This window comes from Halobacterium noricense, from assembly GCF_021233435.1.
Lineage (GTDB): Archaea > Halobacteriota > Halobacteria > Halobacteriales > Halobacteriaceae > Halobacterium > Halobacterium noricense.
This window is the reverse complement of sequence record NZ_CP089468.1, coordinates 2,643,427-2,669,546: the sequence shown is the minus strand read 5'-3', so window position 1 is coordinate 2,669,546 and position 26,120 is coordinate 2,643,427. Positions and strand designations below refer to the sequence as shown.

Here is a 26,120-nt window from a genome sequence, read left to right as displayed (position 1 = left end):
ACTTTTGCCGCCCCGCCTCGTCCTCCCGTGCATGCGCCAACTCGACACGTGTGACTTCTGTGGCGACGCCGCCGACGGCGTCTACGAGGTCGTGCCCGCCTCCGTCGCCGGCGAGTCCCGACGCCTCGCGCTCTGCACGGACTGCCGCGCGACCCTCCAGTCGGTCGTCGACCCGCTGCTCGACGCCGCGGGCTCCCCGCCCGCCGCGGCTCCCGGAGCCGAGGACAAGTCTGTGACTGAATCCGCCGAGCGGACAGACGACGATTCCGAAATCGACGCGGCCGAATCCGCCGATTCGACCGCCGAGTCCGACGCGGACGATGGCATCGTCATCGAATCCGGGAGTGCGGACGACCAGGAAGCCACGGGGACTGAGGGCGGCGACGAAGCCGACACCGGCGGCACGCAGTCGAAGCGCCGGCCGTCGGGCTACGCACAAGTGATTCGCTTGCTCCAGAACCGCGACGGCACGATGCCCCGCGACGACCTGCGCGCGCTCGCGACGAACGCCTACGACCTCGGCGGCCGCGAGTTCAAGGAAGCCGTCGAAGCCGCCGTCGAGAACGGCGACCTCGAAGAATCCCCTGCGGGCTTGCGGACGACCTGAGCGCCGGTCGCGGCGTCCCCCAATACTGATAAGGTCCTGTGTCACTGTCCTACTCGAAGCGCTGCTCCGCCGGGACCAGCGAGATACACACGATGGATTGTTTCCGATGCGGCCGCGGCGGCGACTACGACCGAATCACGGTGAAGCGGTCCTCCGGCACCGTGGAGGGCGGCCTCTGCGTGGCCTGCGAGACGAGCTGGCTGAACGGCCACGCGGAGCCGGGGGGCTGCTCGATGGCGGTGTGCTTCGAGTGCGGCGGCGAGCCGGAGTTCGTCTTCCCGAAGTGGGACTCGATAGTCGCCAGCGAGAACGGCAGCGGCCCGGTCGAGGCCGAGTACCGCGTCACGTTGACGACGCCCGGCAGCTGCTCGGCGTGCCTCCGCGAATAACGCGATAGCACGCCTGCCCACGGGTCGCGCACGCCGACTCGTCGTCGGCCGCTACAGTTCTCCCTTCGTCGACGGCGTCCCGGAGCGCCGCTCGTCGATGCGCGTCGCGTCGTCCAGCGCCCGCGCGACGCCCTTGAACAGCGCCTCTATCTCGTGGTGGGCGTTCTCCCCTTCCACCTCGCAGTGTAGCGTCAGGCCGGCGTGCATCGCCAGCGACCGGAAGAAGTGCGCCGCCATCGTGCTCGTGAACTCGCCGACGTACGGCTGGCTGAACTTGCCGTCACTTCGCTGCGCCCGTGACGAACCTCCGGTCGCTCCGCTCCCGGAGACCCCCCCGAACTCGTACAGCGGCCGCCCCGAGACGTCCACGACGACGCTCGCGACCGCCTCGTCCAGCGGCACGCGGCGGTCCGCGAACCGCTCGATGCCGCGTTTGTCCCCGAGCGCCTCCGCGAACGCCTCCCCGACGGCGATGCCCACGTCCTCGACCGTGTGGTGGTCGTCGATGTCCAGGTCGCCGTCACAACGCACGGTCAAGTCGAACAGCCCGTGCTTCGAGAACGACGCCAGCATGTGGTCGAAAAAGCCCACGCCGGTGTCCACGGTGCTGTCGCCGTCCCCGTCCACGTCCAGCGTCACGTCGATGTCCGTCTCCGCCGTCTCGCGGCTCACGGCGGCCGTCCGGTCGGTCATGTACGCCACGTGAACGTCCGTCTACAAGGCCGTTCCGCCTGCTAGGTAGACTATGACTTGCTCGTCTTTTCAGTCACGACGACGCTTCCCCGAAAGCCCCCCCCGCTGGCGGCCGCTCGCTCGTTGCGGTCCTCGGCCTCCGGCCTGCGGTCCTTGCGTCGCGAGTGACTGCCAGCGGTCGGCCCCTTTCAGTCCACCCGCTACCGGTTGGGTAGTCTGCTACAGCGTGTGGTGGTCCGGAATCCGCCACTACAGCGCGTCCTCGGCTTCTTCGAGGGTGAAGTTCCCCTCGTAGAGCGCGGTGCCGACGACGACGGCGGCCGCACCCGCGTCGCGGAGCGCGAGGACGTCGTCGATTTCGGCGACGCCGCCGCTCGCGACGACCGGGATGTCGACGCTGTCGGCGAGTCGCTGGACGGGCTCCGTCTCGACGCCCTCCTGCTGGCCTTCGACGTCGACGTTCGTGAACAGAATCGAGCCCGCGCCGAGGTCTGCGTAGCGCTGGGCGGCCTCCGCGGGGTCCAGCCCCGTGCCCTCTGTCCAGCCCTCGACGACGACCTCGCCGTCTTTCGCGTCGAGGCTCACCATCACGCTGCCCGGGTACTCCGCGCTGATTTCGCCGACGATTTCCGGATTCTCGACGGCCGCGGTGCCGAGGATGACGCGGTCGACGCCGCGCTCCAAGAGTTCGGTGGCGTCGGCGACGCTGCGGATGCCGCCGCCGACCTGGACGTCGACGCTCGTCGCGTCGAGGATGCGCTCGACGGCCTCGGCATTCCCGCGTTCGCCCTCGAACGCGCCGTCGAGGTCGACGAGGTGGAGCGTGCGCGCGCCCGCGGACACCCACCGCTGGGCGGCCTCCACGGGGTCGCCGTAGCGCCGCTCGGTGCCGCGCTCGCCCTGCACGAGCTGGACGACCTCGCCGTCCTGCATGTCCACCGCCGGTACGACCTCGAAGGACTCGAACGCCATACCGTCGTGTCCGGGTGGCTCCCCTAAAAGCGTCCCGTCACTGGCGGATTCCCGAAAATCGAACGTTCGTGGGGTGTTGCGCCCATTCCCGTCGTTCGACGAGAACGAAAACTACTATGCCGGCGGACTGCGAACGCTTCGAACGATGCCGACGGTTGAATACCTCAATTACGAGACTCTGGACGACCAGGGCTGGGACATGGACGACGACGACCTCTTCGAGAAGGCCGACGACGCAGGCCTCGACGAGGAAGACTACGGTTCGCTGGAAGTCGCCGAGGGCGAGTACATCCTCGAAGCCGCCGAAGCGCAGGGCTACGACTGGCCGTTCTCGTGCCGCGCCGGCGCGTGTGCGAACTGCGCGGCCATCGTGAAGAAAGGCGAAATCAACATGGACATGCAGCAGATTCTCTCCGACGAGGAAGTCGAAGAGAAGAACGTCCGCCTGACCTGCATCGGCTCCCCGGACGCCGACGAGGTCAAAATCGTCTACAACGCCAAGCACCTCGACTACCTACAGAACCGCGTCATCTAAGCCGCGACACGAGTCGCACCCGACCCCGAATTTTTGCGAGTCGCCGTCCACCGAGGACGGCGTGTCTTCTCCGCTGCAACCGTACGTAGTTCCGCGTAGCGGCCGCCGTCCACGGGTAAGGACAACACCTAAGCCGGCGGCGTCCCCGACACTCGGTAGTGGACGCCTCGATACCCGACCTCCTGCGGTTGCTCGTCGTGCCGGCGCTCGGCTGGGCGGCGCTCCGGGACTGGCGGACGCGCCGCGTCCCGAACGACCTCTGGGGGCCGCTCGTCCTGCTCGGTGCCGTCCTCCTGGTCTGGGACGGCTACACCGCGCTCGGCACGCCGTACGCCTTCCAGCCGTTCGCCGTCCGCGTCGCGTTCAGCCTCCTCTTCGTCGTCCCTCTCGCGTACGCGTTCTGGTACGTCGGCGGGTTCGGCGGCGCCGACGCCCGCGCGTTCATGACGCTCGCTGTCGTCTTCCCGACCTACCCCTCCTACGAACTGCTGGGGTACTCGCTGCCGGTCGTGGAGACCACGCTCGGCGTGTTCTCGCTGACAATTCTCACGAACACCGTCCTGTTCGGGCTGGCGTACCCGCTCGTGCTCGGCGGCCGGAACGCCCTCGTCGGCGAGTTCTCCGTCGTGATGTTCGTCGGCCGCCGCGTCCCGGTCCCCGAACTCACCGACACCCACGGCAGCCTCCTCGAAACCCACGACGGCTTCACCCGGGACGGCCTCGACCTGGACGCGCTCCGGATGTACCTCCGGTGGCGCGGCCTCGACCTCGCGGACCTCCGCGAGCACCCGGAACTCCGCGACCCCGACACGCTCCCCGACGACCCCAACGACCCGACCGGCGGCGCGGTCGTCACGGACGGCAGCGGCGACCCGTGGGGTGCCGCCGCGTTCCTCGAAGCCATCGAGGGCTCCGCGTACGGCACCACGCCCGCCGACCTCCGCGAAGGCCTCGACGTCATCGTCGACAACGAGGAGGTCTGGGTGACGCCGGGCGTCCCGTTCATCATCCCGCTGTTCGTCGGCCTGCTGGTCGCGCTCGCGGGGGGCGACGTGCTCTTCTGGGTGATGGACGCGCTCGGCCTCGTGCCCGCCTGACGCGGACGCAACCGCTAACCGGCCGGCCCGCCTCGCTCCCGTATGGACTTCGAAGTCGACCTCGACTTCGGCGACGACGGCCTCGTCACGGTCGTCGCCCAGGACGTCGAGACCGAGGAGGTCGTGATGCTCGCGTACGCCGACCGCGACGCCGTCGAGCAGACCGTCGAGACCGGCCGCGCGCACTACTACTCGCGCTCCCGCGAGGAACTCTGGGAGAAAGGCGCGACCAGCGGCCACACCCAGAAGATCGAGGAAGTCCGCGTCGACTGCGACGGCGACGCGCTCCTCTATCGCGTCCACCAATCCGGTGGTGCCTGCCACACCGGCTACCACTCCTGCTTCCACCGCACGCTCGATGGGGAAGTCGTCGGCGAGCAGGTCTTCGACCCCGACGACGTGTACTGACTCCGTTTTTGATTCTCTGCTCGTATTCGTCGTTTTGACTGCTCTTTCGCTGACCTCGAAAGCCCCGGCAGGCTACGCTGCCGGAAGACGTTCCGGCTCACTGCGTTCGCGGGCTGCGACTTCCGTTGTCACGCTCGCGGTGCTCGCGTGACTCCCGCGGCTCGCTGCGCGTTTCCCTCGCTACGCTCGGTCCAGTGCTTACGTCGCCGTGCTTCCCGTAGCATGCCGCCCCTTTCATTCCCACCCTGCTGGCTGACCAACCGGCAATTGGGCGGATTGAAAGGGGCGAGGCTGTAGACGAAGGCGCGCGAAGTAAGCACGCGACCCTAGGGAGCGCGCGCAGCGAGCGCACCGAGTCTACAGCCTCGGGGCTTTCGAGGAGGTGCTGTCTGGACCATTCGCAGTGTTCCACGATGCTGCCCTGCGTCGCACAGAAAGCCTATCAGCGCGAGCGCCCACCGTTCACGTAATGCCCGACGCGCAGGCCGCCCGCACCACCGACCCGTCCGGCCTCGTCGCCGACCTCGAAGCCGCGCGGGACGCTCGCGAGGACGCCCGCGACGCGGTCGAAGACGTCGGCAAGGACCGGCTCCGAACCCTCCAAGAGGCCATCGACGGCCTCGAACGGCTGTTCGACCAGTACGAGGCCGACGCCACCGGCACGGGGGACTTCAAGTCGTACATCGACTTCCAGGACGACCTCGTGGCGTTCGTCGAGGAGTTGAACGAGGACCTCCCGGAGCGGGAGGCTTTCGAGTCGCTTCTGGACTTGTTCAAGAAGCGCCGGCTCTCCGAGAGCGACTTCGCGGAGGCGCGCGACCGACTCGCGGACGCGCGAGAGCTCGTCGGCCGGCTCGACGACCTCGCGGACGCGCGAGAGGCGTACGGCGACACGCGGACGCGGGTAGCGGAGCGCGCCGACGAGTACGCCGCGGAGGTCGAGCAACTGGAACGCCTCCAGCGGCTCGGGGACGCGGACCTCGACGCCCCCGTGGAGACGCTACGCGACCCAATCGAGACGTACGACGAGCGCGTGCGTGCGGCGTTCCGGGAGTTCCGCGAGTCCGCGCCCGCCCGTGACGTGCTCGGGTTCGTGGAGACCACGCAGTCGTACCCGCTCGTGGGCTTCGACTCCGTGCCCGACGACCTCGCGGCGTTCGTCGCGGACCGCGAGGCCGGCACGGAACCCCTCCCACAACTGCTGGAGTTCGCCGAATACTCGCCGTCAAAACTCGACCACTACGTCGCCGAGCCGCGGGCACTGAAGCGCGCGGTCGGCGGCAACCGCACGTACCTCGACCGGCTGGACGCCGAGCCGCTCACGGTCGGGTGGCCGCCCGCGCCCGCCGCGGAACTCCGGCACCGGCTGGAGGAGCTCGTCTCAGTCGTCGCGCGGTTCGCCGCCGACGACGTGCTCGCGGCGCTCCACGCAGTCCGTCGGCGGGTCCGAGACGACGACTACCAGCGCCTGCGCACGGCTGCGGTCGCCGAACACGAACTCACCGACTCCGAGAAACAGCGCATCGAGTCCGGGGTCGCCGACGACCTCGCGGCCGCCCGCGAGGCCGAGCGGGAACTCCGGGACGCCCTCGACCGGCTCTAGACGCCGGCTTTCGCGGCGCGGAGCGCGGCCGCGAGCTCGTCGGCGAGGGCGCTCGCGCGCTCCTCGCTGGTGGCTTCCGCGTAGATGCGGACGACGGGTTCCGTGCCCGAGGGGCGCGCGAGCACCCACGCGTCCCCGTAGTCGAGTCGGTAGCCGTCGATGGTGGTTCGCTCGGCGTCCGCGTCCAGCGCCTGTTCTTCGGCCGCGCCGAGCAGCGCCTCGCGCTCGGCGTCGTTGTCGTAGCCGACGTTGATGCGGACGTTGTGGTAGTCGCTGTACGGCGCGACGACCTCGCTGGCCGTGCCGTCGGCGAGCAGTTCGAGGAAGCGCGCGCCGGTGTACGCGCCGTCGCGGGTCATCCGGTAGCCCGGGAAGATGACCCCGCCGTTGCCCTCACCGGCGACCGGCACGGTCTCGCCCTCGGATTCGAGTTGGCGGATGCGAGTCATAATCTGGGTGCTCCCGATGGGCGTGAGTTCGAGGTCCGCGCCCGTTCGGTCGCAGACGTCCACGAGGCGCTGGCTGACGTTCACCGCGGAGACGGTGGTGTCGTTCTCGTCGAGTTCGGCTTCCGCGAGCGCCGCCAGCGTCGCGTCGCCCTCGACGTAGTCGCCGCGCTCGTCGAAGAAGATGGCGCGGTCGGCGTCGCCGTCGTGGGCGATGCCGACGTCGGCGTCGGTCGCGCGTACGAGACCGCCGAGGTCGTCGAGGTTCTCCGCGACGGGCTCGGGGTCCCGGCCCGGGAAGTGGCCGTCGGGCTGGCTGTTCACGGTGACGACCTTGCAGCCGAGCCGGCGGTAGAACTCGGGGCTGGTGAGCGCGCCCGCGCCGTGGCCGGGGTCGAGCGCGACCGTGAGGTTCGCGTCCGCGATGGTCTCGCTGTCGACGGCGGCCAGCAGCTGTTCGACGTACTCGCGGCGCGGGGACTCCACGGCGACGTCCGCGCCGACCGCGTCCCACGCGACCTCGTCGAACTGCTCGGTGAGGAACTTCCGCTCGATGCGCTCCAGCTCGTCCACGGGGAGTTCGACGCCGTCCGCGCCAACGAGCTTGACGCCGTTGTACTCCGCGGGGTTGTGACTCGCGGTCACCATCACCGCGGGAATCCCCTCGCGTTCGGCGTACGCCTGCAGGCCCGGCGTCGGCACCACGCCGAGCCGGTCGACGTCGATGCCGACGCTCTGGAGGCCGCTGGTCGCGGCGTTCACGAGCATCCGGCCGGTCGTTCGCGTGTCCCGCGCGACCGCCACGCGGTCGGTCCGCCACACCGACCCCGCGGCCTTCGCGACCCCCTGCACGAACCCGGGGGTGAGTTCCTCGTTCGCCACGCCCCGGGTGCCGCTGGACCCGAACACTTTCATGTGCGTTCCTGGGGCCGCCCGCGCCTAATCGTTTCCGAACTGCCCGAACCGTTCCGGTTCCCTGCGCCGCCGTCGCCGGTCTCCACGCGCACCCGGTACTCGTCGTCCTCGTAGTGGTAGATGGCGTCGACCTGCCTGCAGCGCTTCCGGAGGTCCGCCGCGAGCGCTTCGCCGGTCTCCCGGTCGACGTCCGTGACGACCCACTCGCCGTCGGGTGCGGTCGTCGCCGACGACAGCACGCGCTCAAGGGCGGGGTGGACTTCAACGAACGGCGCGGACAGCGGGCAGTGGGTGTCGGCGTTCTCGACGGCGGCCTCGCTGGCACGCCGCACCCGGACCTCCACCGGGTCCTCGACGACCATCCGCGAACAGCCGCTGCCGGCGGCAAGCGCGGCCACCGCTGCGAGCACCGTCCGCCGTCGCATGCGCCGGCATACGGTGGCCACGGCAAAGGCTTTTCGCGGTTCACGACGCAACCGCAACGCTTTCGCTCGCCCGCGAGACGCGTTCAGGTATGCCGACCATCCGCGAGAAGCGCGTATACACCGACCAGTCCGAGACCGTCGACGCGTACGTCGCCGCCGACCTCGGCGTCGCCGTCGCCCGCGTCTCGCAGGACAAAGTCGGGGAGTTCAGCCTCGTCGAGCGCTGCACCGCCCGTGACGTCGCGGCGACCGCGCGCGGTATCGCCGCAGCAACAGACGAGGACGTGCTCGTCGGCGACGACGACGGCTTCGAGGGAACCGGCTTCGGGCCCGCGGTCGCGGTCACGGCCTACGACGGCGACGTGCTCGCGGCCGGCGAGGACGGCCGCCTCGCGCGCTACGACAGTGGTGCGTGGACGAACGTCGGTACCGTCGACGGCGAGGTTCGCGCGCTCGACGCCGACCTCGTCGCCGCCGCGGACGGCGTCCACCGCCTCACGGACGACGCGCTCTCTGCGGTCGGGCTGGACGACGTACAGGACGTCGCGGCCGCCGGCGTCCCGCTGGCCGCGACGCCCGACGGCCTCTACCGGCTCGGCGCGGGCTGGATGCACGCCGTCGACGGCGACTTCGCGGTCGCTACCAGCGACCCCGTGACCGCCGACGCGGGCGACCTCGGGCGCGCCCACGCCGCGACCGCGGACGCGCTCTACGAGCACGCGACCGACGACCCTGCCGACCCGTGGCACGCCCGCGACCTCCCGGTCGAGGAGTCGGTCGCCGACGTCGCGTACGCCACCGACAGCGTCGTCGTGCTTACTGCCGACGGCACGCTTGCCGCGGACGCCGGGGACGGGTTCCGCCACCGCAGCCTCGGGCTCCGCGCGGCGTCCGCGCTCGCGGTCGTCGCCGAGGGAAACGCGTAAGCCGCCGGCAAGCCTCGCGTCTGGTATGATACTGAGCGGGTCCGCGACCCAGCAGCTCGCCGCGGCGCTCGCGGCGGAGCTCGGCGACGACCTCGCGCGCGTCGAGTACGAGTCGTTCCCGGACGGCGAGCACGTCGTCCGCGTCCCACCCGTCGACGGCCGCGCCGTCGTCGTCGCGTCCACGGTCTCCAGTGACGCGCACGTCGAACTCCTCCAGTTGCAGGACGCCGCCCACGAGGCCGGTGCCGACGAAATCGTCACCATCATTCCCTACATGGGCTACGCGCGCCAGGACGAAGCGTTCGAGCCCGGCGAACCCGTCTCGGCCCGTGCGATGGCGCGCGCCATCTCCACGGGCACCGACCGCGTCGTCACCGTCTGCCCGCACGAGCAGAGCGTGCTCGGCTTCTTCGACGTCCCCGCGACCGGCGTGGACGCGTCCGCACACCTCGCGAACCCGCTTCCCGCGGCCCTCGCGGACCCCGTCTTCCTCGCGCCCGACGAGGGTGCCGTCGGCCTCGCCCAGTCCGTCCGGGACGGCTACGGCGTCGGCGAGATCGACCACTTCGAGAAACACCGTCACTCCGGCAGCGAGGTCACCGTCACGCCCAGCGACGTCGACGTCTCGGGCCGGGACGTCGTCGTCGTCGACGACATCATCGCCACCGGCTCCACGATGAGCGAGGCCGTCGGCGAGCTCGACGACCCGGCGCGCGTCTACGTCACGTGCGTCCACCCGCTGCTCGCCGGGAACGCCCGCCTCAAGCTCGCGAACGCCGGCGTCGAAGCCGTCTACGGCACCGACACCATCGAGCGAGCCGTCTCTACTGTGACTGCTGCGCCCGCAATCGCGGAGACGCTGCAGTCGCTGTAACGCGCTTCTCCGAAAAATATCGTTTTGCCGCGCGCTCGCCGCCCGCTACAGCTCCTCGATTTCGAGCGCGAGCTTCGTGCCTTCGACGTCCCACTCCTCGCGGTAGCCGTCCTCGACCTCGCCGAGTTCGCGGGCGCGCGTCTCCTCCTCGATGAGGTCCTCGTGCTCGGCGACCAGCCGCGCGACGCGGTCGTCGAACACCACGACGTCGAGGCGAATCTCGGCGTCCATCGCGAGGTCGAGGTCCTTGCGCATCTCCTGGACGCGGCGGATGACCTCGCGGGCGTACCCCTCGCTCTCGACGTCCTCGTCGAGTTCGGTGTCGACGTAGACGGTGCCGCCGTAGGACTCGCTTTGCTCGTCCGACGAGCCTCCGCTCGCAGCGCTCGCGGAGACGCCTTCGAAGTCCGCGCCTGCGACGTGCTCGGGCGCTTCCTCCACGAACTCCACCATCTCCGGCGTGAGTTCGACGTCGCGACCGAGGTCCTCGCTGACCTGTTCGGCGAGCGCGTCGAGGTCCGCGGACTCGACGTGCGCGTCGTTGAGCGCCTGCATGACCTCGCCGGCGTCGTCGCCGAAGGCGGGGCCGAGCACGCTCATGTCGGCGCGCGCGCTGAACGCCAGTTCGTCCCAGTTCTCGCCCTCGTCGACGACCTCGATGCGGCGCGCGTTCAGGCGGTCGCGCAGCAGACTCGGGTGGTCGCGGACCGCGCTCGCGACGCGGTCGTCGTCTGCGTCCACGACGATGCGCGTCACCGGCCAGCGGAGCTTCCGGCCGGCCTGCTGGCGCGCGTGGCTGCCGGCTTCTTCGATGTCGCGCAGTGCCGCGACGTCGTCTTCGAGCGCGGGCTGGCGGTAGCGCTCCTCGACCTCGGGCCAGTCGCACATGTGGACGGTGTCGTAGGCGTCGCCGTCAGTGAGGTGCTGGTAGAGCTCGTCCGTCACGAGCGGCGCGTACGGCGCCAGCATCGCGGTGACCTCCAAGAGCGCCCGCTGGAGGGTGGCGTACGCCGCGGTCTTCGACTCGGAGTCACCCTCCTCCCACATGCGCTCGCGGACGACCTGCACGTAGTACCGGGAGAGGTCGCCCGTGACGAAGTCCAGAATCTCCTCGAGGGCCTTGTGCTGCTCGAAGGCGTCCCAGTGGTCGGTGGCGTCGGCCTTGACGCGCTGGAGCGTCGACAGCAGCCACTGGTCGACCGTTTCGAGGTGGACGTCGTCGACGGAGACGCCCGAACCGTCGCCGCCGAACGCCGCGGGGACGTTCGCGTCGAAGTCGTCCATCGCCATGTACGGCCGCGGGAACCGGAACACGTTCCAGAGGATGTTGAGGTCCCGCTGCATGTTCTCGGTCTCGTCCCACGAGAACCGCATGTCCTGGCCCTGCGGGCTCACCGACAGCAGGAACAGCCGCATCGGGTCCGCGCCGTACTCCTCGATGACCTCGTTGGGCTCGATGGTGATGCCCTTCGACTTGGACATCCCGCGGCCGTCGGGCATGTTCGCGTAGCCGTGCATGAGCACCTCGTCGTAGGGCACCTCGCCCATCGCCGCGGTGCCCATGCCGAGTTGCGACCAGAACCAGCCGCGGGTCTGGTCGTGGGCTTCCATGATGAGGTCCGCGGGCCACAGCTCCTCGAAGGCCTCCTCCTCTTCGGGATAGTTCAGGGTGCCCCACGACGCCACCGAGGAGTCCAGCCAGACGTCGAAAACGTCCGGGACGCGCGTGTACGTCGTCCCCTCGTGCGTGATGGTGAGGTCGTCGACGGTGTCCTTGTGGAGGTCGACGGTTTCGGGGTCGACGTCCTGGTCGGCGAGCGCCGCGAGTTCCTCGCGGGTGCCGACGACGAGCACGTCGTCCATGTCGCCGCTCCAGCCGTTCGCGGGCGTCCAGATGGGAACCGGGATGCCCCAGTAGCGCTGCCGGCTGACGTTCCAGTCCGGCGCATCCTCCACGAAGTCCCGGAAGCGGTTGTCCCGCGCCCACTGCGGGTGCCACTCCGAGTCCTCCATGTTCTCCAGGAGCTCGTCTTTGACGTCCGTGATGGTGATGAACCACTGGTCGGTGACGATTTGGATGATGCCCGTGTCGCAGCGCCAGCAGTGCCCGTAGGAGTGTGTGACTGTCTCTTTGGCGAGCAGCGACCCCTTCCGGGAGAGGTCCTCGATGATGCCCTCGTTGGCATCACGGACGAACTGGCCCTCGTACTTGCCGGCTTCATCAGTGTAGACGCCGTCCTCGCCGACCGGGCAGAACACCGACAGGCCGAGTTCCTCGCCGCGCTCGAAGTCCTCCTCACCGTGGCCGGGCGCGGAGTGGACGAGGCCCGTGCGGTCGGCCTCCACCCAGTCGCCGTGGTAGACTTCGTGCGTGCCGTCGGCGTCGACGGGGTTCGCGGGCACTTCCTCGGCGAGTGGCGGCGTGTACGACCAGCCGAGCATGTGGCTGCCGAGGAACGACTCCGCGACCTCGTAGTCGTCGTAGCCGCCCGCGCGCAGCACGTCTTCGACGCACTCCTCGGCGACGTAGAGGACGTCCTCCTCGACGAGTTCCTCGCCCTCGGGCGTCGTCGTCGTGTTCGTTGCGCGCACCTGCTGGTAGGTACCCTCCTCGTCGACGGCGACGTACTCGTTGGCGGGAATCGTCCACGGCGTCGTCGTCCACACGACCAGCGACCCCTCGCGGTCGTCGAGGTCGAAGGTCACGTAGATGGAGGGGTCCTCGACGTCGTCGTACTCCACTTCGTTGTTCGCGATGGCGGTCTCGCAGCGCGGACACTGGCTGATGGAGCGCTTCCCGCGCTCGACGAGGTCGCGCTCGTGCACGCGGTCGAACGCCCACCACGCCGCCTCCATGTACGACGGGTCGACGGTCTTGTAGGGGTTGTCCCAGTCCATCCAGACGCCGAAGCTCTGGAAGTCCGACTGCAGGCCCTCCAGGTTCCGGTCGGCGAACTCCTTGCAGGCGTCGATGAACTTCTGCTCGCCGTACTCCTCGATGTCCTTCTTCGACTCGAAGCCCAGCTCCTCCTCGACTTTCGTCTCGATAGGGAGCCCGTGCATGTCGTAGCCCGGGCGGTCCGTGACGTCGTAGCCCTGCATCCGGTGGTAGCGGATGTAGGCGTCCTTCAGCGTCTTGTTCCACGTCGTCCCCATGTGCGCAGCGCCGGACGTGTACGGCGGGCCGTCGACGAAGAAGAAGTCCTCGCCGTCGGCGCGGTGCTGTTTGGCCTGTTCGTAGGCGTCGACGTCGTCCCAGTAGTCGAACACCCGGTCCTCGACGTCCTCGGGGTCGTACTGGTCGGGTACGTCGGCGAATCGGCTCATGGCGTACCCGTCTCGCTCGCACCTAAAAGGGTAATCGGTTGTACAGTCGGCTCCGGGTTACGCGCCGCCGCTGCCGACGCGCGCCCGCACCTTGTCCGTGAACAGCATCGTGCCGGCGGCGATGGCGACGACGCCGATGACGGCGAACCACGCGCCGAGGATCAGCTCGCCGCTGCCGAGCGTGGCGACACTCCGCAGCTCGGTGAGCACGCCCGTCCCCACGAGCCCCGCGCCGAGCACCGCGTACGCGAGAGTGACGGCGAGGTCGAACAGTTCCGCGAAGTTGCTGAGCATGTCCAGCCGTAGCCAGTCGCCGCTCATAGCCCTTCTGTTCGAGACAGAAGGCTTAGTAGCGACGACACTCGTTCTCCGCGTATGGGACGTTACGGTAACCTCGACTACTCGTCGCTCGTGAAACGCTCCACGCTGGCGAGCTTCGCGCTGTTCGTCATCGGCGCGCTCGGCCTCCAACTCGCCGGCGGCTCGCTGCCCGGCTGGGAGCACGCGCTCCTCTTCGACGCGGAAGTGCTGGGCGTGCTCGGCATCGTCGTCTGTCCGTTCGTCTTCGGCATCGCCCTCCCGCTCACGGAGTAGCGTGGCCGAGTTCCCCGACCCGGACACACGGCACGTCCTCGACGCCGGCTGCGAGCGCTGTCCCGCGCTCGTCGAGTCCCGGAACTGCATCTCGTGGGGACAAGGAAGCCTCGACGCCGACCTCGTGGTCGTCGGCGAAGCGCCCGGCGCTGGCGGCCCGGACGCCGAGCAGTGGCGCGGCGGCAACTACACCGGACTGGCGTACACGACCCGCCACTCCGGCCGTCGCGTCCGCGACCTCGCAGCCGACCTCGGCCACCCGGACGCCTACTTCACGAACGCCGTGAAGTGCCACCCGCCGGAGAACCGCGACCCTATGCCCGACGAACGCGAGACGTGCGCCGGCCACCTCGAAACCGAACTCGCCGAAATCGAGCCTACAGCCGTGCTCGCAACCGGGAAACACGCCACGGCGAGCCTGCTCTCGCTCGCCGACCACGCGCTTGACGGCTTCGTCTCGACAGTCGGCGACTGTGTGCACGAGGGCCGTCCGCTCGACTGGCCGGGGTTCGACGCCGCGCTCGTTCCCGCCCTTCACCCGTCCTACGAGGACGTCTGGCTCTCCCGGCTCGACCTCTCCCGGGCCGAGTACGTCGCCGGCCTCCGCGACGCGCTCGCCGCCGCACGCCGTCAGGACTAACACCGGGTACGCCGTCCCGTCACGCATGACGGACGCCTTCGCCGTCCTCGACGACGCCGACGTTCGCGGGGAGTCCACGTTCACGCTCGACGCCGAGCACGCCACCGTCGCGTTCGGCTCCCACGACGACCCGCCCGGCGACCCCGCCGCCGTCGACGCCGACCCCGAGGAGGCCACGCGCGTGCTCGGGACGCCGTACCTCCTCGCGCAGTTCGAGGTCGTCGTCCGCGAGGCGCTCCGCGGCTACCTCCCCGAAGGAACGGGCGTGGTCGACCGTGGCGCGTCGGTCTCGCACCTCGCGCCCGTCGCAGTCGGCCGCGACGTCGACGTGTCCGCGACGCTCGTCGGCGTCGACCGCCCCGACCTCTCGTTCGCGTGTCGCGCCGAGCGCGACGACGGCGCGTCCGTGGCCACCGGCGACCTCACGCTGCGCGTCGTCGACCGCGACCAGTTCCGCGACAGCGTCGCCGGCCGCGAGTAGGCTTTTAATCGAGGCCCGTGTTGGGCCGCGTATGGCCGAGGACTGCATCTTCTGTCAGATTGTGGATGGAGAGATTCCCGCGCGCGCCGTCTACGAGGACGCCGACGTGCTCGCGTTCCTCGACGCGAACCCGCTCGCGCCTGGACACACGCTCGTCATCCCCAAGGACCACCACGAGACGCTCGGCGACGTCCCGCCGGAGAGCGGCGAGATGATGTTCGCGGCGCTGCACTACCTCACGCCCATCGTCGAGGACGTCGTGGACGCCGACGGCAGCAACGTCGCGTTCAACAACGGCGAGGCCGCCGGCCAGGAAGTCCCGCACGTGCACGGCCACATCATCCCGCGCTTCGACGACGATGGCGGCCGGCCGGTCCACGCGATCGCCGGCGAGCGCCCCGACCTCTCCGACGACGAACTCGACGACATCGCGGACAGCATCGCCGAGGGCGCCGGCGAAGAGTAGCTCACAAAACACAAATTTTAGTGCTAGTAGGCGGGGAAACTACTAGCATGCAGCCACGAACTGCCGCGCTCGTCGGCGTCGCCGGCGGCGCTGGCACCACCCGCATCGCTGTCGAGACTGCTGCCGTGCTCGCGCGCGACGGGGCCAGCGTCGGCGTCTTCGACACCGCATTCGCCACGCAGGGGCTCGCGCAGTACGTCGACGGTCGCATCGACACCGACGCCACGTCGCTCCTCACCGACCCGGACGCCGACCCCGCCGCGGCGCGCCACGATATCACACCGGACGCGCCCGGCGCTGTCGCGGCCTACCCGGCGTTCGCGCCGTTCGCGCGCATCGCCGACGCCAAAGCGCCGACCGCCGCGGAACGCCTCGAATCGCAGCTCGCCGAACTCACCGACGTTCACGACTTCGTGCTCGTGGACACGCCGCCGGTCGCCGCGAACCAGGCAGTCGCCGCTGCCACGAGTGCGGACCGCGTCGCGGCCGTCCTGCCGCCCGGCGATCGTGGCGTCGACAGCCTCCAGCGCGCTCGCGGCCGCCTCGCAGACGTCGGCACGGAGTTCGACCTCGCCGTCGCCAACCGCGTTGACGACGCGCCGCCGGACGCCGACCACGCGATTCCCGAGCACGCCGAAACCACCATTCCGGAGATGCCGACCGCGCTCGCCAGCGACGGCGCGTTCACCGCACAGGTCGCAGCACTGGCCGAATCGCTGTTCGAGACGAGCGTGGCCGTCGACGTCGAAGACGAGTCGCTGCTCGACACCGCACGGCAGAAACTCTCCTGAGTCAGTCCGAATCCGGGAGCGTCGCCGCGAGCGCGTCCTGCTTCTCGACCATCGCGTCCCGCGCGTTCGACAGCGCGCTCTCGACGGCTCCTGCAGCGCCCTCATTTGGTTCGTGGGTCGCGACGAAGGCCGCGAGCGCGAACTCCCGCTCGTTCGCGCCCGTCAGTTCGAGGGCGTCCGCCCGCGAGCACTGTGCGGTCAGCCAGTCGTCGAGCATCTCGCGCTGGAGCGGGGAGAACGGCGACAGTCCCTCGAACCCGAGCCGGTGGAGCGTCTTCGCCGCGGTCGTCGGCGCGACACCGGCCTCCGTCGCGGCGTCGCCGACGCTCGTGCCGCCCGCGTACGCCTCCGCCATCGTCGCTGCTGCGTCCGCGGACACCGGGAGGTCGTCGTCGAACACGGTGAGCCGCGACGCCAGCGACTCGGTCGTCCGGTCGACGCTCGCGACTCCGCGCTCGCGCTGGCGCGTGGTCACCGTCACCCCCTCCGCGATGTCCGCCAGTCCCATACCACTCCGTTCCACCTCCCGACACTTAAAATTTCGAGTTGAACCGGACGATATCTAATTGCTGCCCGCGATGAACGTACCGGTAACCGGTACGCTCTCGACCGCTGAAACGACCGAATCTGGGGGCTTCGACCTGTGTTTAAATACTGCTTCCGCGCCTACGTTCAGGTGTGATGAGTCAGTCAGTGACCTGCCCCGAGTGCGAGGGTGCCGTCCGGCAGCGTGCGACCGAACGCGTCTGTACCGACTGTGGGCTCGTCGTCTCCGAGGACCGCATCGACCGCGGCCCCGAGTGGCGCAGCTTCGCCGACGACGACACCAACCCAGAGCGTACCGGCGCGCCGCTCACGCGCGCTCGCCACGACCGCGGGCTCTCCACGGAAATCGGTCGCTCGACGCGCGTGAAGGGGCGCAAGCGCCGCCGCCTGAAGCGGATGCGCCGCCAGCACAAGCGCGCGTCCATCCCGTCGAAGGCCGACCGCAATCAGGTGTACGGGTTCACCGAAATCCGGCGGCTCGTCGGGAAGCTCGACCTCCCGCGTAGCGTCCGCGACCAGGCGTGCGCGCTGTTCGACTCCGCGCAAAACGAGGGCTTGCTCCGCGGGCGCTCCATCGAGGGGTTCGCCGCCGCGGGCGTCTACGCGGTCTGCCGGACGAACGCGCTCTCGCGCACGCTCGGCGAAGTCGAAGCCGTCGCTCGCGCGGACGAGAGCGAACTCTCCGCGGCCTACGACGCGATGAACCGCGAACTCGGCCTGCCAACCGGCCCCATCGACCCGCGGGACTACCTGCCGCGCTACGCTACCGAACTCGACGTCCCGCAAGCGGTCGAGCGCGCCGCTCGCGAGTACGTCGAAAAAGCGGAATCCCAGAATCTCGTCTCCGGGCGGAACCCGAGCGGCGTCGCCGCGGCCTGCCTCTACACCGCCGCCTGCGACCACGACGAACCGCTCACGCAAGCCGACGCCGCCGACGTCGCGGACGTGACGCCGGTCACGCTCCGCTCGACGTACTACGACCTCCAGGAGTAGCGCTACGTCGTCTCCCGTACTCGTTCTGCCAACGTCCCGAATCCCGTCGCTGCCGCCGCCTCCTCGTCGATTGCTGCGACCGGCTGTCCCGCATCCATCGCCGCCGCCACCGAATCGTCGTCGGGAACTGCGACGACCGGCGCGCCGAGCGCGTTCGCTACTTCCTCGCTGGCGCTGCTCGCCCGGTTGTACGCGACGGCCGCGAGCCCGGCGTCCAGTTCGACGGCCAGCGACCGTGCGCGAAGCGCGTCCGCGAGCGCCGCCCTGTCGGGCGTCGTCACGAGCACGCAGGCGTCCGCGACCAGCAGCGGCAGGCCGACGTCCGCGCGCAGACCGGCGGGACAGTCTACGACCACGTCGTCGTACGCGTCGGCGACGGCGTGCAGCGCGTCCACCAACTGTCGAGGGTCGCCCTCGCGAGCGCCCGCGAGCGTCCGGCCGCACGGCAATATCGAAATGGCTCTCGACTCGCGGACCGCTTCCACGGCATCCGCGCGCCCCGCGAGTACGTCGTGGAGGTCCGGCCCGTGGCTCGCCGGCACGTCTGCCATCCCGAGGTCCGCGTCCACGAGCACCGCGTCCAGTTCAGCCGCGAGGTTGAGCGCGGTCGTCGTCTTCCCGACGCCGCCCTTCCCGCCGCAAACCGCCAGAATCACTCGACGTCCTCCCGGAGCCGGGTCGTGCGTGCCGCCAGCGCCGCGACCCCGTCGCGGTCGGCGTCCGTCGTCTCCTCGTCGGCCGCACGCTCGGCGACCTCGTCCAGCCACTCGCGCACTCCGTCCGGGAGCGCCGTCGTCGGCGGGCTGACGGCGTCTTCGGGCGGCCGCGGGTCGCCGAGGTCCGCCAGCGTCTCCGCCGCAGTCGGTTCGCTCTCGGCAGCGCGCTCGCTCCACGCGACTTCGACGGGCGGGTCTGCAGGCGGTGCGGGCGTTGCGTAACCGAGCGGCTTCGTCGCGCCCGCATCGACGACGCCCTCCCAGCCGCCGTCGTCCCAGCCCGGGACGGGGACGCCCTGTTCGCGCGGCGGCAACACGGGGCCGTCGCACCGATTCGCGACGCGGACGCGCCGGGCGTGCTCGCCGTCGTTGGTCACGCGGACGGCGACCAGCGTCACGCCGTGCTGCCGGTGGGCCGCTGTCTCCAACTCCATGTCCGGGAGTGGCCGCGCTCTCGGGCTTAAACTTCCACCAGCACGACCGGCGCATCGAGCGCGGCCGCGGCCCGCGTCACGCGCTCAAACCCGCAACCGACAACGAGCGGTGCGCCCGGGCATGCGAATCGCGCGGCCGCAGCGCCTGCTACCCACTCTGGACCCGAGAATTCGCGCGGGTGGGTTGGCTCGCTCGGCACCGGGAACGCGTCGACGGCGCGGCTGAAGCAGTCGGCGTACGCGTCTGCGAGTGCTTGCCGCGCTGCTCGCCGAAGGTTGTCCCGACGGTCCGCAAGTGCCAGCTTCCGCTCGCGGGCGTCCCGTGCTTCGCGCGCTCGCTCTTGGGCTGCCGCTAACTCCTCTTTCGCGGCGTGGTGGTCAGTCTCCCGCGCGGCGAGCTCGCGGGTCGCGTCCCGTAACGCGGCTTCCGCGTCGCTGGCGTCCGCGTCAGCCTCTCGTCGGGCCTCGACGCGCCCACTCGCTCGCGCCACGCGCTCCCGCAGCCGGTCGACGTCGCTGGCCGTCTCGGCGACGCGCTCGCGCGCAGTCGTGAGGTCCACCTCGGGAACGTCGATAGCTGCGAGTTCGTCCTCGACAGCCCGGATTTCCGCGTCGTGTTCGGTCGTCGCGCCGCGGGTGCGCGCGGCGGCCGCGACCGCCGCGATGGGCGCGACCGACAGGCCGTGGTGGAGGAAGCCGACGCGCTCGTGAATCGGCTGTGGGCTGGCGCACTCGATGCGCTCGTCGTCGGCGTCGCGGATGGCCGCCAGCACGGCTTCGGCGGCTACGTCGACGTCCCGCAAATCGATTGCTCGCCCGTGGCGTTCGACGTCCGCGAGGTCGACTCTCATAGCTTCTCGTCGGCCATCGACTCGGGGTCGGGGAGGTCGGTCCCCGCCGCGAACTTCGCGTACGGCGTGCTCGCGGCGTCCCGGGATTCGTAGGCGGTCGCGGCGTCGCGGACCGACTCGGGGACGTCGCTGAACTCGTTCAGGGGCGCAGTGCGCTCGACCTGCACGTCCCCAGTATGTTTCTCCCGGAGGCGAAGCGCGTGGAACGCCGCGAGTTCCGTCTCCGCGAGCAGCGCCGCGCGCCCGAACCGCCGCACGACGCAGTCCTCGTGCGTCGAACAGACGTTGCGCAGGCTCTGTCGAGCGGCCTGCGAGTGCGTCGCGACCAACAGCACGATCTGACCGTATCGACGAGTGTTAAAATTAGTTACGAAAGAACGAAATCAATCGGCCGGCTCGACCCTGAATTCGGGGGATGCGTCGACCCGGGCGGCGACGCGCTCGCGCGCCGCTGCCTCGGTGTCGGCGACGACGACGATGCCCTCGACGCGGGGGTCGCCGATCGCCCGGTACGCCGACAGGTCGCCGTCTTCGAACTCCGTCGCGTACGTCCGCAGCACGCCGAGCACGCGGTCCTCCACGTCGCCCAGGGAGGCGTCGCCGGCCTCGAAGTCCGCGAGCGCGTCCTCGACGTTCCGCAGCGCCGAAATCCGGTCCATCTATATCGCCCGCAGGTGGTCCTTGTTCGGCTGATAGAGCTCGCCCTTCTCTTTGAGCTTCTCGATCTCGTGTTCGGCCTTCGAGGCGTCCATCCCGACCTCCTCGGCGCGGTCCAGCACTTCCTCGACGGGCGCGCCCTCGTCGAACTCGTCTTCGATCTCCTTGATGATGGCCTTGACGTTCTTCACGCGGTCGCGCTGGGTCTTCGAGCGCCCGGTCTCGACGACGTCTGCGTCGTACTCGCCGGTCTCGGGGTCGACGCCGATGTCCTGCAGGCACGAGCGCACGATTTCGATGACGCGCTCGGCGTCCTCGACCTCCACGGTGTCCGAGAGCCGGACGCGCGCGGACGCCTCGCCGAGCCGCACCAGCGCTTCGAGCTGGCGCGCGGTCACCGGGACGGGCGCGTCCTCGCCTTGGCCCTCCGCGCGGAGGTCCACGTAGAAGTCCTCGATGGCCTCCCGTGCTTCGTCGGACATCGTCGGGTAGCAGTTCCGCCGCGAGTACGCGATGTACTTGCGCAGGAGCGATGCGTCGATGGCCGGCGCGACCGTGTCCGTCTGCGCGTCGACCTCCTCGGCGGTGTGGTTCGCGCTCGCGAGCTGCTCCTGTTGAGTGTTGAGCTCGCCCGCGTAGTTCGTCTGGAGGATGTGGCGGGCGAGCTTCGCGTCCTCCTCGGGGTCGGGCTCGTCGGTCACCGTGAAGATGAGGTCGAACCGCGAAATCAGGGCGGGTTCGAGGTCGATCTGCTCGCCGATGGGCTCGTACTGGTCGAAGCGGCCGTACTTCGGGTTCGCCGCGCCGAGCAGCGAACAGCGCGCCTTGAGGGTCGCGTTGATGCCCGCCTTCGAAATCGAGATCTTCTGCTGCTCTAGTGCTTCGTGCATCGCGGAGCGGTCCTCGGAGTTGTGGACGATCATTCCGTTCGCGACGAAGTTGTGCGTCCCCGCGACAGTGAGGTCGTACACCTTCGGCTGCTCGCGCCGCTCAATCTCTGAGCGTAGCCGGTCGGCCTCGCTACGGACCTCGTGGATGCGGTCGAGCGCGGCGTTCGCGGCCTCGACGAACCGATCCGTTTCGACATCCTCGTTCAGCCACCGCGTCACCGTACTCTGGTTCACGCCGAGGTCCGCCGCGAGCACTTCGTGAGCAATCCCGTGCCGCGACAGCGCCGTCCGGAGCGCGCTCCACGAATCGACGTCCGGTTCTCGAGCGAGCAGCTCGTCTGCTGCCTCGACGGTCTCGTCCTCCGGAACACCGAGGTTGTCGGCGAGTTCACCACGCAATACCGGAATCCGGTCGTCGTCTTCGTCCGGAGAAACGGGCTCGACGCTAGCTACTCGCCGCCACTTCACGTCCCCGTAGACTACCTCGCGGAGGGTGGTAAGGTCCGTCTCCGCGACGCCTTCGACGACCTCCCGGAGCCGCGACCGGACCGTCGCGAGCAAGCTCTCGTCTTCGCCCCACAGCCGGGAGACCTGCTGTTGGCTGAACGCCGTCCCGTTCGCGAGTTCGTCCTGAGAGACGTGATAGCGGTCACGGAGGCTCTCGAGCGTCCGCCAGTCGGCGTCTGTCACTCGCTGGCGGTCTCGATCCGCCGTACGTTGCCGTGACTCGAAGGCATCGAGGACGTCCCGGGCCAGCCGAATCGAAATGTTCGCGTCGCCGTTCTCGAAGTTGCAGTACGTCACGTCGTTGATGCCACACTCGGCCTGGTGGAGACGCAGCGACTCTCGGGCCGCTTCGAGCCGTCCACCGACGTCCGGAACCACGTCTCGAATCGTCCGCTCGCCGGATACGCGCTCGACCGCGTCCTCGAGCGCGTCCTGCTTCCGGTCGAGCGTGAACCCGACCCACCGGTCGAACGCGGCCAGCGAGTCCGCGTCCGTGACCGTGAGATTATAGATGTCGCGGTTGTCTCCGTGTTCCCGGTGGTGGAGCTGGCTGGAGACCCCGAACTCCAACAGGAGGTGTTTCACGCCGAGCAGCAGTTCGTAGCTCGCGGAGTGGATGCGGAGCTGCCGGTCGCCGACCGACCCTTCGCTGTCGGCGAGCGCGCAAACGAACGCGGCCTTCGCTGCCCGCGACGACGCCGTCACGTCGCCCGGTAGCGTCTTCCCGTCGTACGTCTCGCGGTTCATTCCCGCGTCGAGCACGCGGTCAGCGTGCTCTCGGCCGTGGACGCGGACGGTTTCGACGCCGTCGTCGCGCTGCTCGCTCGGCGGGCGCGTCGGCTCGGCGTCGAACGTGCTCCTGGCAGCATCCTCGAAGTCAGCGAGCAACTGTTCTTCCTTGTTCGTGAACCTGATACCGTAGACTCCCTCGCCGCGGTCGTAGTAGAGGTCCCCGTCGCCAGCAAGATAGCCCAGGACTGCCGCGAACTCCGGCTCGACACCGTCCGCTCCGGACGAGTCGGAAGCCGTCGCTGACGCTTCGGCTACCGACCCGCCGTCGGCTGCGGCCCCGGACAGCGACCGCGGGACGTACACCCAGTCGTCGTCGGAGAGCTCCTCGGCCGGCTGCTCGACGCGTTCGCCGTCCTCGAAGATGAAGAACGGATGGTCGTGCGTCGCGGTCAGCCGCTCGCCGGACGCCAGTGTCACTTCCACGAGCTCATTCGGCGCGTCGTACTCGTGGACCGCCGTCACGGGGCGTTTCTCGAGCCGTCCGGACTCGGTCATCGTCCAGACGTCGGCGTCGACCCCCCGGATCGTCCGGCCGTTCGGCAACTCCTCGAGGTCACCAGACTCGGCGGCGTCGACCGCGAAGTCCCGGATTCGGCTCACCCGGCCGTCGAAGTGGACCAGCGTATCCCCCGTCACACATCGCATCTTGTCGAGCTCGTCGACCGCGGCGACGCCCTGGTCGGCGAGCACGAGCGCGCCCGCCTCCAGCGTCCACTGCTGGCCGTCGCCGAAGTCGTCCCGGACCGCGGCGGCCGTCAGCCCCGCGGAGCTGGACCCCTTGCCGGAAGTGTAGACTGACCGCGGCGCGATATTTTGAACGTATGATATGAGCGCGGAGTTATGGGAGACGACGCCGTTCGAGAGATACGCGTGGGTCCCCTCGACTTCGAGGTCGTAGACCCACTCCTCGGCCGGTTCGACGGGCTCGATGGATTCGATGCGGTCCCACGAAACGTCGTTCTCGACGAGGTGGCGGAGGCGCTTGACGTCCGTCTCGACCGAGAGCGCCTCGTCGATTCGCGCCCCGAGGCTGCTCTTTGCCGATGTCACCTTCCCGCCGTCCGGAACGGCGTCGTTCCGCTCGTAGTAATTCACGGCGGTCTGTTCGACGTCCATCTCGCTCGCGAGCGCCGCCTGCGAGACGTTCAGTTCGTTCCGGACTGCGGAGACGTCTTCCCAGCTCCCGTTCTCAATACTCCGTTTCGCCTCCCGTAGCCACGCGACTCGGTCCTCGAACGCTTCGACGACCTGTCGGAGGCTGTCCCGGCTTGGATTCCGGTCGCCGCGTTCGTAGTGCTGGTACGTCGTTCTCGGGACGCTGCAGTCGAACTGAGAGAGTTCGAGGGTCTCCCGGATGCGGCGAAGTTCCTCGCCGATTTCGGGGATTACGTCGACGTTCGTGTTCGAGGACTGGTCGTCGTAAGAGACGGCTGCCGTCGACTTTCGCTCCGTGACGAAGCCGATTTGTTCGACGTACCGCTCGAAGCTGTCGCCGCTGATGCGAATCCGATAGCTCCCGTTGTTCCGCGCTTCGATGCTCGACGTGACGTCGAAGGCGAGCAGGAGCGAGCGGACGCCGTTGAGCAGTTCGCGGCTCATCGAGGCGACCGTGATTTCGCGCTGTGTCGCCGAAACGTGTCCCTCGGCATCGACGTACGCACGGAGGAACTCGCGTTTCGTCTCTGCCGTCGCGCAGCGAATCGGGTCGGGAACGCGCTGGTCCGCAGACCGTTGTAGAATCACTGGTTCGAGGCTTTCGAGGAAACTCGCAAACTCGCCAGAGGTACAGCGGACAGTCTTCGCGGATTTTCCTTCTCGTGGTCCACTAATCGCGTAGTTGAGTCCGAGCGCGTCCAGTGCCTCGGTGACGTCGTCGAGTATCTCGTCGTCGTTGTTCGTCACTCTGACGTCGCCGGTGTTGTCGTCGCCGAGCACAGCGTACCCTTCAGCGATGATGTAGCCGACGAGCCGCGCGAGCGATGGCGTCCACGTCTCCGGGAGGTCGAGCCGGACTGCGTTCCCTGACTCGGAGCTCCGGTACTCGACGTCGAGCGTGTCGTCGCCGTTCGTCTGTAGCGACCGCGGCGTCGCGACGAACTCGTTCGCGTCGAGTTCGTCCGCGGTCCGTGCTTCGATTCTCCCGTCGCGTTGTACGAACAGCGGATGCGAGGGCGTCACTTCGATTTCGCGCCCACTCGACGTGCGAATCCGGTACATCTGATCCGGTGCTTCGCGCTTCCAGACTCGGGTCGCTCGCCGCTCGGTGAGTGTTCCGTCGGCGTCCATCGAGAGCACCGGGAGGTCGCCGTCGTCGTACACACCGTCGTCGACTGGCTTCGGGTTATCGAGGTTCTCCTCGACGATATCTCGAATCGGGCGTTTGGTACCGTCAGCGAGCGTTACGTGCGTATCCCCGTCGAGACACTTCCCCGTTCCGGGGTCCCCGATGAGGAGCATGTGGAGGTCGCCCCGAATCCTCGACTCGTCGGGGAGGTGTTTGGTGACGCCGGAGAACAACTGGAGAATCATCGCGAGCTTGGCCTCCCGGTGGCCGTAGATGGACGGAGCCATCGAGTCGACCATCTGCTCGTAGATGTTCTCGCGGTTCGAGATTTCGACGATCTGCTGTTTGTCCTCCTCGGTGATGTTCATCTCGTCGAACTCCTCGTCCTCGATGACGACCGACGTCCCCTCCATGTAGAGGTCGAAGACGGGGGACTCGTTGCTGCCCTCGCTCTGGTCGAGGCGGAGCACGCCCGAGACGGTGACGTGGTCGCCGGGCGTGACTTCGCCGGTGATGTCGTCGGCGACGTGCACGTCGATGCTCTGCGGGGTCTCGCCGCCCGCCAGGCCCTCCGGGGACTCCTGAATCCGGAGTTTCTGGGAGTCGACGAACTCCGAGCGCTCGGGGTCGAGCTTGAACGGCCCCTGGCGCTCGCAGCTCTCGCACTGGTAGGGCTCCTGGAAGCCGGCGTCGCCCTGGGGGACCTCCGTTTCGGCGCCGCAGCGCTGGCAGACGAACACCGCGCGCTCGATTTTCGGGCGCACGTCCGTCGCCTTCCGCACCATCCCCTGCACGCTGACGAGCGTGTTGAGGTGTTCGGCGCGGATCGCGCGAATCTCGGTGTGCTCGTCGAGGCCGAACACGCGCACGTGGGCCTGTCCGAGGCTGACGTCCACGGGGAGGTCGTAGAGGCGCAGCGCTTCCTCGGCGGCCTCCCGGAGGTCGTCGGGGTGGTTGACGTAGTCGTCGGCCAGGTCGGGGTCCATCTGGTAGAGGTCCCGCCAGTCGAGGTGGAGGGACTTCGACTCGCGGGGGTACTTGCGGGCGAGCTCCGCGACGTCGTCGCTGTAGTACCGGCGGTAGAACTCCTCGAACCTGTCGACGAGTTCCTGGTTTGCGGCCTGGGCCATTCTGTCCACGGTAGGTAGCGCGCGCTCGCGTAAGAAGGTTCGCAAACCGGGGTGGAAGTGGTCCGCGCCCGAACAGCTATGCCGCCCCCGACGTGACCCTCGAAAATCCCGGAGTCGTCTGATGGCAGGAT

27 protein-coding genes are annotated in these 26,120 nt (G+C 69.1%); 14 read left to right on the top strand and 13 right to left on the bottom strand.

Annotated features, from left to right (window positions below; translation table 11 throughout):
• Nucleotides 1–31 precede the first annotated feature (31 nt).
• On the top strand, nt 32–607 hold the full coding sequence (locus LT974_RS14310; RefSeq protein ID WP_232588300.1) for a hypothetical protein: 576 nt from the start codon (nt 32–34) through the stop codon (nt 605–607).
• Between the two features lie 92 nt (nt 608–699).
• Nucleotides 700–996: a hypothetical protein gene (locus tag LT974_RS14305; protein ID WP_232588299.1), complete on the top strand. Its 297-nt coding sequence runs from the start codon at nt 700–702 to the stop codon at nt 994–996.
• Nucleotides 997–1,047: 51 nt separating this feature from the next.
• On the opposite strand, the gene hisB is transcribed toward LT974_RS14305, so the two are convergent.
• Together hisB and hisA are read right to left on the bottom strand one after the other, a co-directional pair.
• Complete coding sequence (gene hisB, locus LT974_RS14300) at nt 1,048–1,689, bottom strand: imidazoleglycerol-phosphate dehydratase HisB (protein WP_232588298.1); 642 nt, start codon at nt 1,687–1,689, stop codon at nt 1,048–1,050.
• Between the two features lie 249 nt (nt 1,690–1,938).
• The gene (gene hisA / locus LT974_RS14295) at nt 1,939–2,661 is read right to left on the bottom strand and encodes a 1-(5-phosphoribosyl)-5-[(5-phosphoribosylamino)methylideneamino]imidazole-4-carboxamide isomerase (protein WP_232588297.1); all 723 of its coding nucleotides are present in this window, start codon (nt 2,659–2,661) and stop codon (nt 1,939–1,941) included.
• 145 nt (nt 2,662–2,806) lie between these two features.
• On the opposite strand from hisA, the gene fer reads away from it, so the two are divergent.
• The 4 genes from fer (at nt 2,807) to LT974_RS14275 (ending at nt 6,304) form a co-directional block, all read left to right on the top strand.
• On the top strand, nt 2,807–3,196 hold the full coding sequence (fer, locus tag LT974_RS14290) for a ferredoxin Fer (RefSeq protein WP_232588296.1): 390 nt from the start codon (nt 2,807–2,809) through the stop codon (nt 3,194–3,196).
• A gap of 158 nt (nt 3,197–3,354) precedes the next feature.
• Nucleotides 3,355–4,293, top strand: a complete 939-nt coding sequence (locus LT974_RS14285) for an A24 family peptidase C-terminal domain-containing protein (RefSeq protein WP_232588295.1) — start codon at nt 3,355–3,357, stop codon at nt 4,291–4,293.
• Between the two features lie 42 nt (nt 4,294–4,335).
• Nucleotides 4,336–4,701, top strand: coding sequence for a phosphoribosyl-AMP cyclohydrolase (gene hisI, locus LT974_RS14280; RefSeq protein ID WP_232588294.1), 366 nt, complete (start codon nt 4,336–4,338; stop codon nt 4,699–4,701).
• A 469-nt stretch (nt 4,702–5,170) separates the two neighbouring features.
• Nucleotides 5,171–6,304, top strand: a complete 1,134-nt coding sequence (locus LT974_RS14275; RefSeq protein ID WP_232588293.1) for a DUF7118 family protein — start codon at nt 5,171–5,173, stop codon at nt 6,302–6,304.
• On the opposite strand, the gene glmM is transcribed toward LT974_RS14275, so the two are convergent.
• Complete coding sequence (gene glmM / locus LT974_RS14270) at nt 6,301–7,665, bottom strand: phosphoglucosamine mutase (protein WP_232588292.1); 1,365 nt, start codon at nt 7,663–7,665, stop codon at nt 6,301–6,303. The genes LT974_RS14275 and glmM overlap by 4 nt on opposite strands.
• Nucleotides 7,662–8,090, bottom strand: coding sequence for a hypothetical protein (locus LT974_RS14265; RefSeq protein WP_232588291.1), 429 nt, complete (start codon nt 8,088–8,090; stop codon nt 7,662–7,664). The genes glmM and LT974_RS14265 overlap by 4 nt, the downstream gene beginning before the upstream one ends.
• An 89-nt stretch (nt 8,091–8,179) precedes the next feature.
• On the opposite strand from LT974_RS14265, the gene LT974_RS14260 reads away from it, so the two are divergent.
• Together LT974_RS14260 and prs are read left to right on the top strand one after the other, a co-directional pair.
• On the top strand, nt 8,180–9,016 hold the full coding sequence (locus LT974_RS14260) for an HVO_0234 family beta-propeller protein (protein ID WP_232588290.1): 837 nt from the start codon (nt 8,180–8,182) through the stop codon (nt 9,014–9,016).
• Nucleotides 9,017–9,041: 25 nt separating this feature from the next.
• The gene (prs, locus tag LT974_RS14255) at nt 9,042–9,890 is read left to right on the top strand and encodes a ribose-phosphate diphosphokinase (RefSeq protein ID WP_232588289.1); all 849 of its coding nucleotides are present in this window, start codon (nt 9,042–9,044) and stop codon (nt 9,888–9,890) included.
• A 45-nt stretch (nt 9,891–9,935) separates the two neighbouring features.
• Here the strand turns inward: prs and ileS are convergent, their stop codons facing one another.
• Nucleotides 9,936–13,217, bottom strand: coding sequence for an isoleucine--tRNA ligase (ileS, locus tag LT974_RS14250; protein WP_232588288.1), 3,282 nt, complete (start codon nt 13,215–13,217; stop codon nt 9,936–9,938).
• 57 nt (nt 13,218–13,274) lie between these two features.
• On the bottom strand, nt 13,275–13,538 hold the full coding sequence (locus tag LT974_RS14245; RefSeq protein WP_232588287.1) for a hypothetical protein: 264 nt from the start codon (nt 13,536–13,538) through the stop codon (nt 13,275–13,277).
• A 54-nt stretch (nt 13,539–13,592) separates the two neighbouring features.
• Between LT974_RS14245 and LT974_RS14240 the strand changes: the two genes are divergently transcribed.
• From LT974_RS14240 to LT974_RS14220, 5 genes are read left to right on the top strand one after another with little or no spacing between them, the layout of a single operon-like run.
• A complete protein-coding gene (locus LT974_RS14240) occupies nt 13,593–13,811 on the top strand; it encodes a DUF7860 family protein (RefSeq protein WP_232588286.1) in 219 nt (72 codons plus the stop codon).
• A 1-nt stretch (nt 13,812) separates the two neighbouring features.
• On the top strand, nt 13,813–14,451 hold the full coding sequence (locus tag LT974_RS14235) for a uracil-DNA glycosylase (RefSeq protein ID WP_232588285.1): 639 nt from the start codon (nt 13,813–13,815) through the stop codon (nt 14,449–14,451).
• 25 nt (nt 14,452–14,476) lie between these two features.
• On the top strand, nt 14,477–14,932 hold the full coding sequence (locus tag LT974_RS14230) for a thioesterase family protein (protein WP_232588284.1): 456 nt from the start codon (nt 14,477–14,479) through the stop codon (nt 14,930–14,932).
• 31 nt (nt 14,933–14,963) lie between these two features.
• Complete coding sequence (locus LT974_RS14225) at nt 14,964–15,398, top strand: HIT family protein (RefSeq protein WP_232588283.1); 435 nt, start codon at nt 14,964–14,966, stop codon at nt 15,396–15,398.
• A 47-nt stretch (nt 15,399–15,445) separates the two neighbouring features.
• The gene (locus LT974_RS14220; RefSeq protein WP_232588282.1) at nt 15,446–16,189 is read left to right on the top strand and encodes a ParA family protein; all 744 of its coding nucleotides are present in this window, start codon (nt 15,446–15,448) and stop codon (nt 16,187–16,189) included.
• 1 nt (nt 16,190) lies between these two features.
• Here LT974_RS14220 and LT974_RS14215 read toward each other — a convergent pair whose 3' ends face one another.
• A complete protein-coding gene (locus LT974_RS14215; RefSeq protein ID WP_232588281.1) occupies nt 16,191–16,697 on the bottom strand; it encodes a DUF7858 family protein in 507 nt (168 codons plus the stop codon).
• Nucleotides 16,698–16,870: 173 nt separating this feature from the next.
• Between LT974_RS14215 and LT974_RS14210 the strand changes: the two genes are divergently transcribed.
• Nucleotides 16,871–17,728: a transcription initiation factor IIB gene (locus LT974_RS14210; protein WP_232588280.1), complete on the top strand. Its 858-nt coding sequence runs from the start codon at nt 16,871–16,873 to the stop codon at nt 17,726–17,728.
• A 2-nt stretch (nt 17,729–17,730) separates the two neighbouring features.
• Here LT974_RS14210 and LT974_RS14205 read toward each other — a convergent pair whose 3' ends face one another.
• From LT974_RS14205 to LT974_RS14180, 6 genes are read right to left on the bottom strand one after another with little or no spacing between them, the layout of a single operon-like run.
• A complete protein-coding gene (locus tag LT974_RS14205; RefSeq protein WP_232588279.1) occupies nt 17,731–18,384 on the bottom strand; it encodes a MinD/ParA family ATP-binding protein in 654 nt (217 codons plus the stop codon).
• Nucleotides 18,381–18,878: a DUF7857 domain-containing protein gene (locus tag LT974_RS14200; RefSeq protein WP_232588278.1), complete on the bottom strand. Its 498-nt coding sequence runs from the start codon at nt 18,876–18,878 to the stop codon at nt 18,381–18,383. Before LT974_RS14200 ends, LT974_RS14205 begins: the two co-directional genes overlap by 4 nt.
• A 26-nt stretch (nt 18,879–18,904) precedes the next feature.
• Nucleotides 18,905–19,729: a DUF7856 family protein gene (locus LT974_RS14195; RefSeq protein ID WP_232588277.1), complete on the bottom strand. Its 825-nt coding sequence runs from the start codon at nt 19,727–19,729 to the stop codon at nt 18,905–18,907.
• Entirely contained in the window at nt 19,726–20,064 is a 339-nt protein-coding gene (locus LT974_RS14190; RefSeq protein WP_232588276.1) for a DUF7855 family protein, read from the bottom strand. The genes LT974_RS14195 and LT974_RS14190 overlap by 4 nt, the downstream gene beginning before the upstream one ends.
• 48 nt (nt 20,065–20,112) lie before the next feature.
• A complete protein-coding gene (locus tag LT974_RS14185; protein ID WP_232588275.1) occupies nt 20,113–20,388 on the bottom strand; it encodes a DUF7854 family protein in 276 nt (91 codons plus the stop codon).
• The gene (locus tag LT974_RS14180) at nt 20,389–25,989 is read right to left on the bottom strand and encodes an LAGLIDADG family homing endonuclease (RefSeq protein ID WP_232588274.1); all 5,601 of its coding nucleotides are present in this window, start codon (nt 25,987–25,989) and stop codon (nt 20,389–20,391) included. It lies immediately after the preceding gene.
• Between the last annotated feature and the right edge of the window lie 131 nt (nt 25,990–26,120).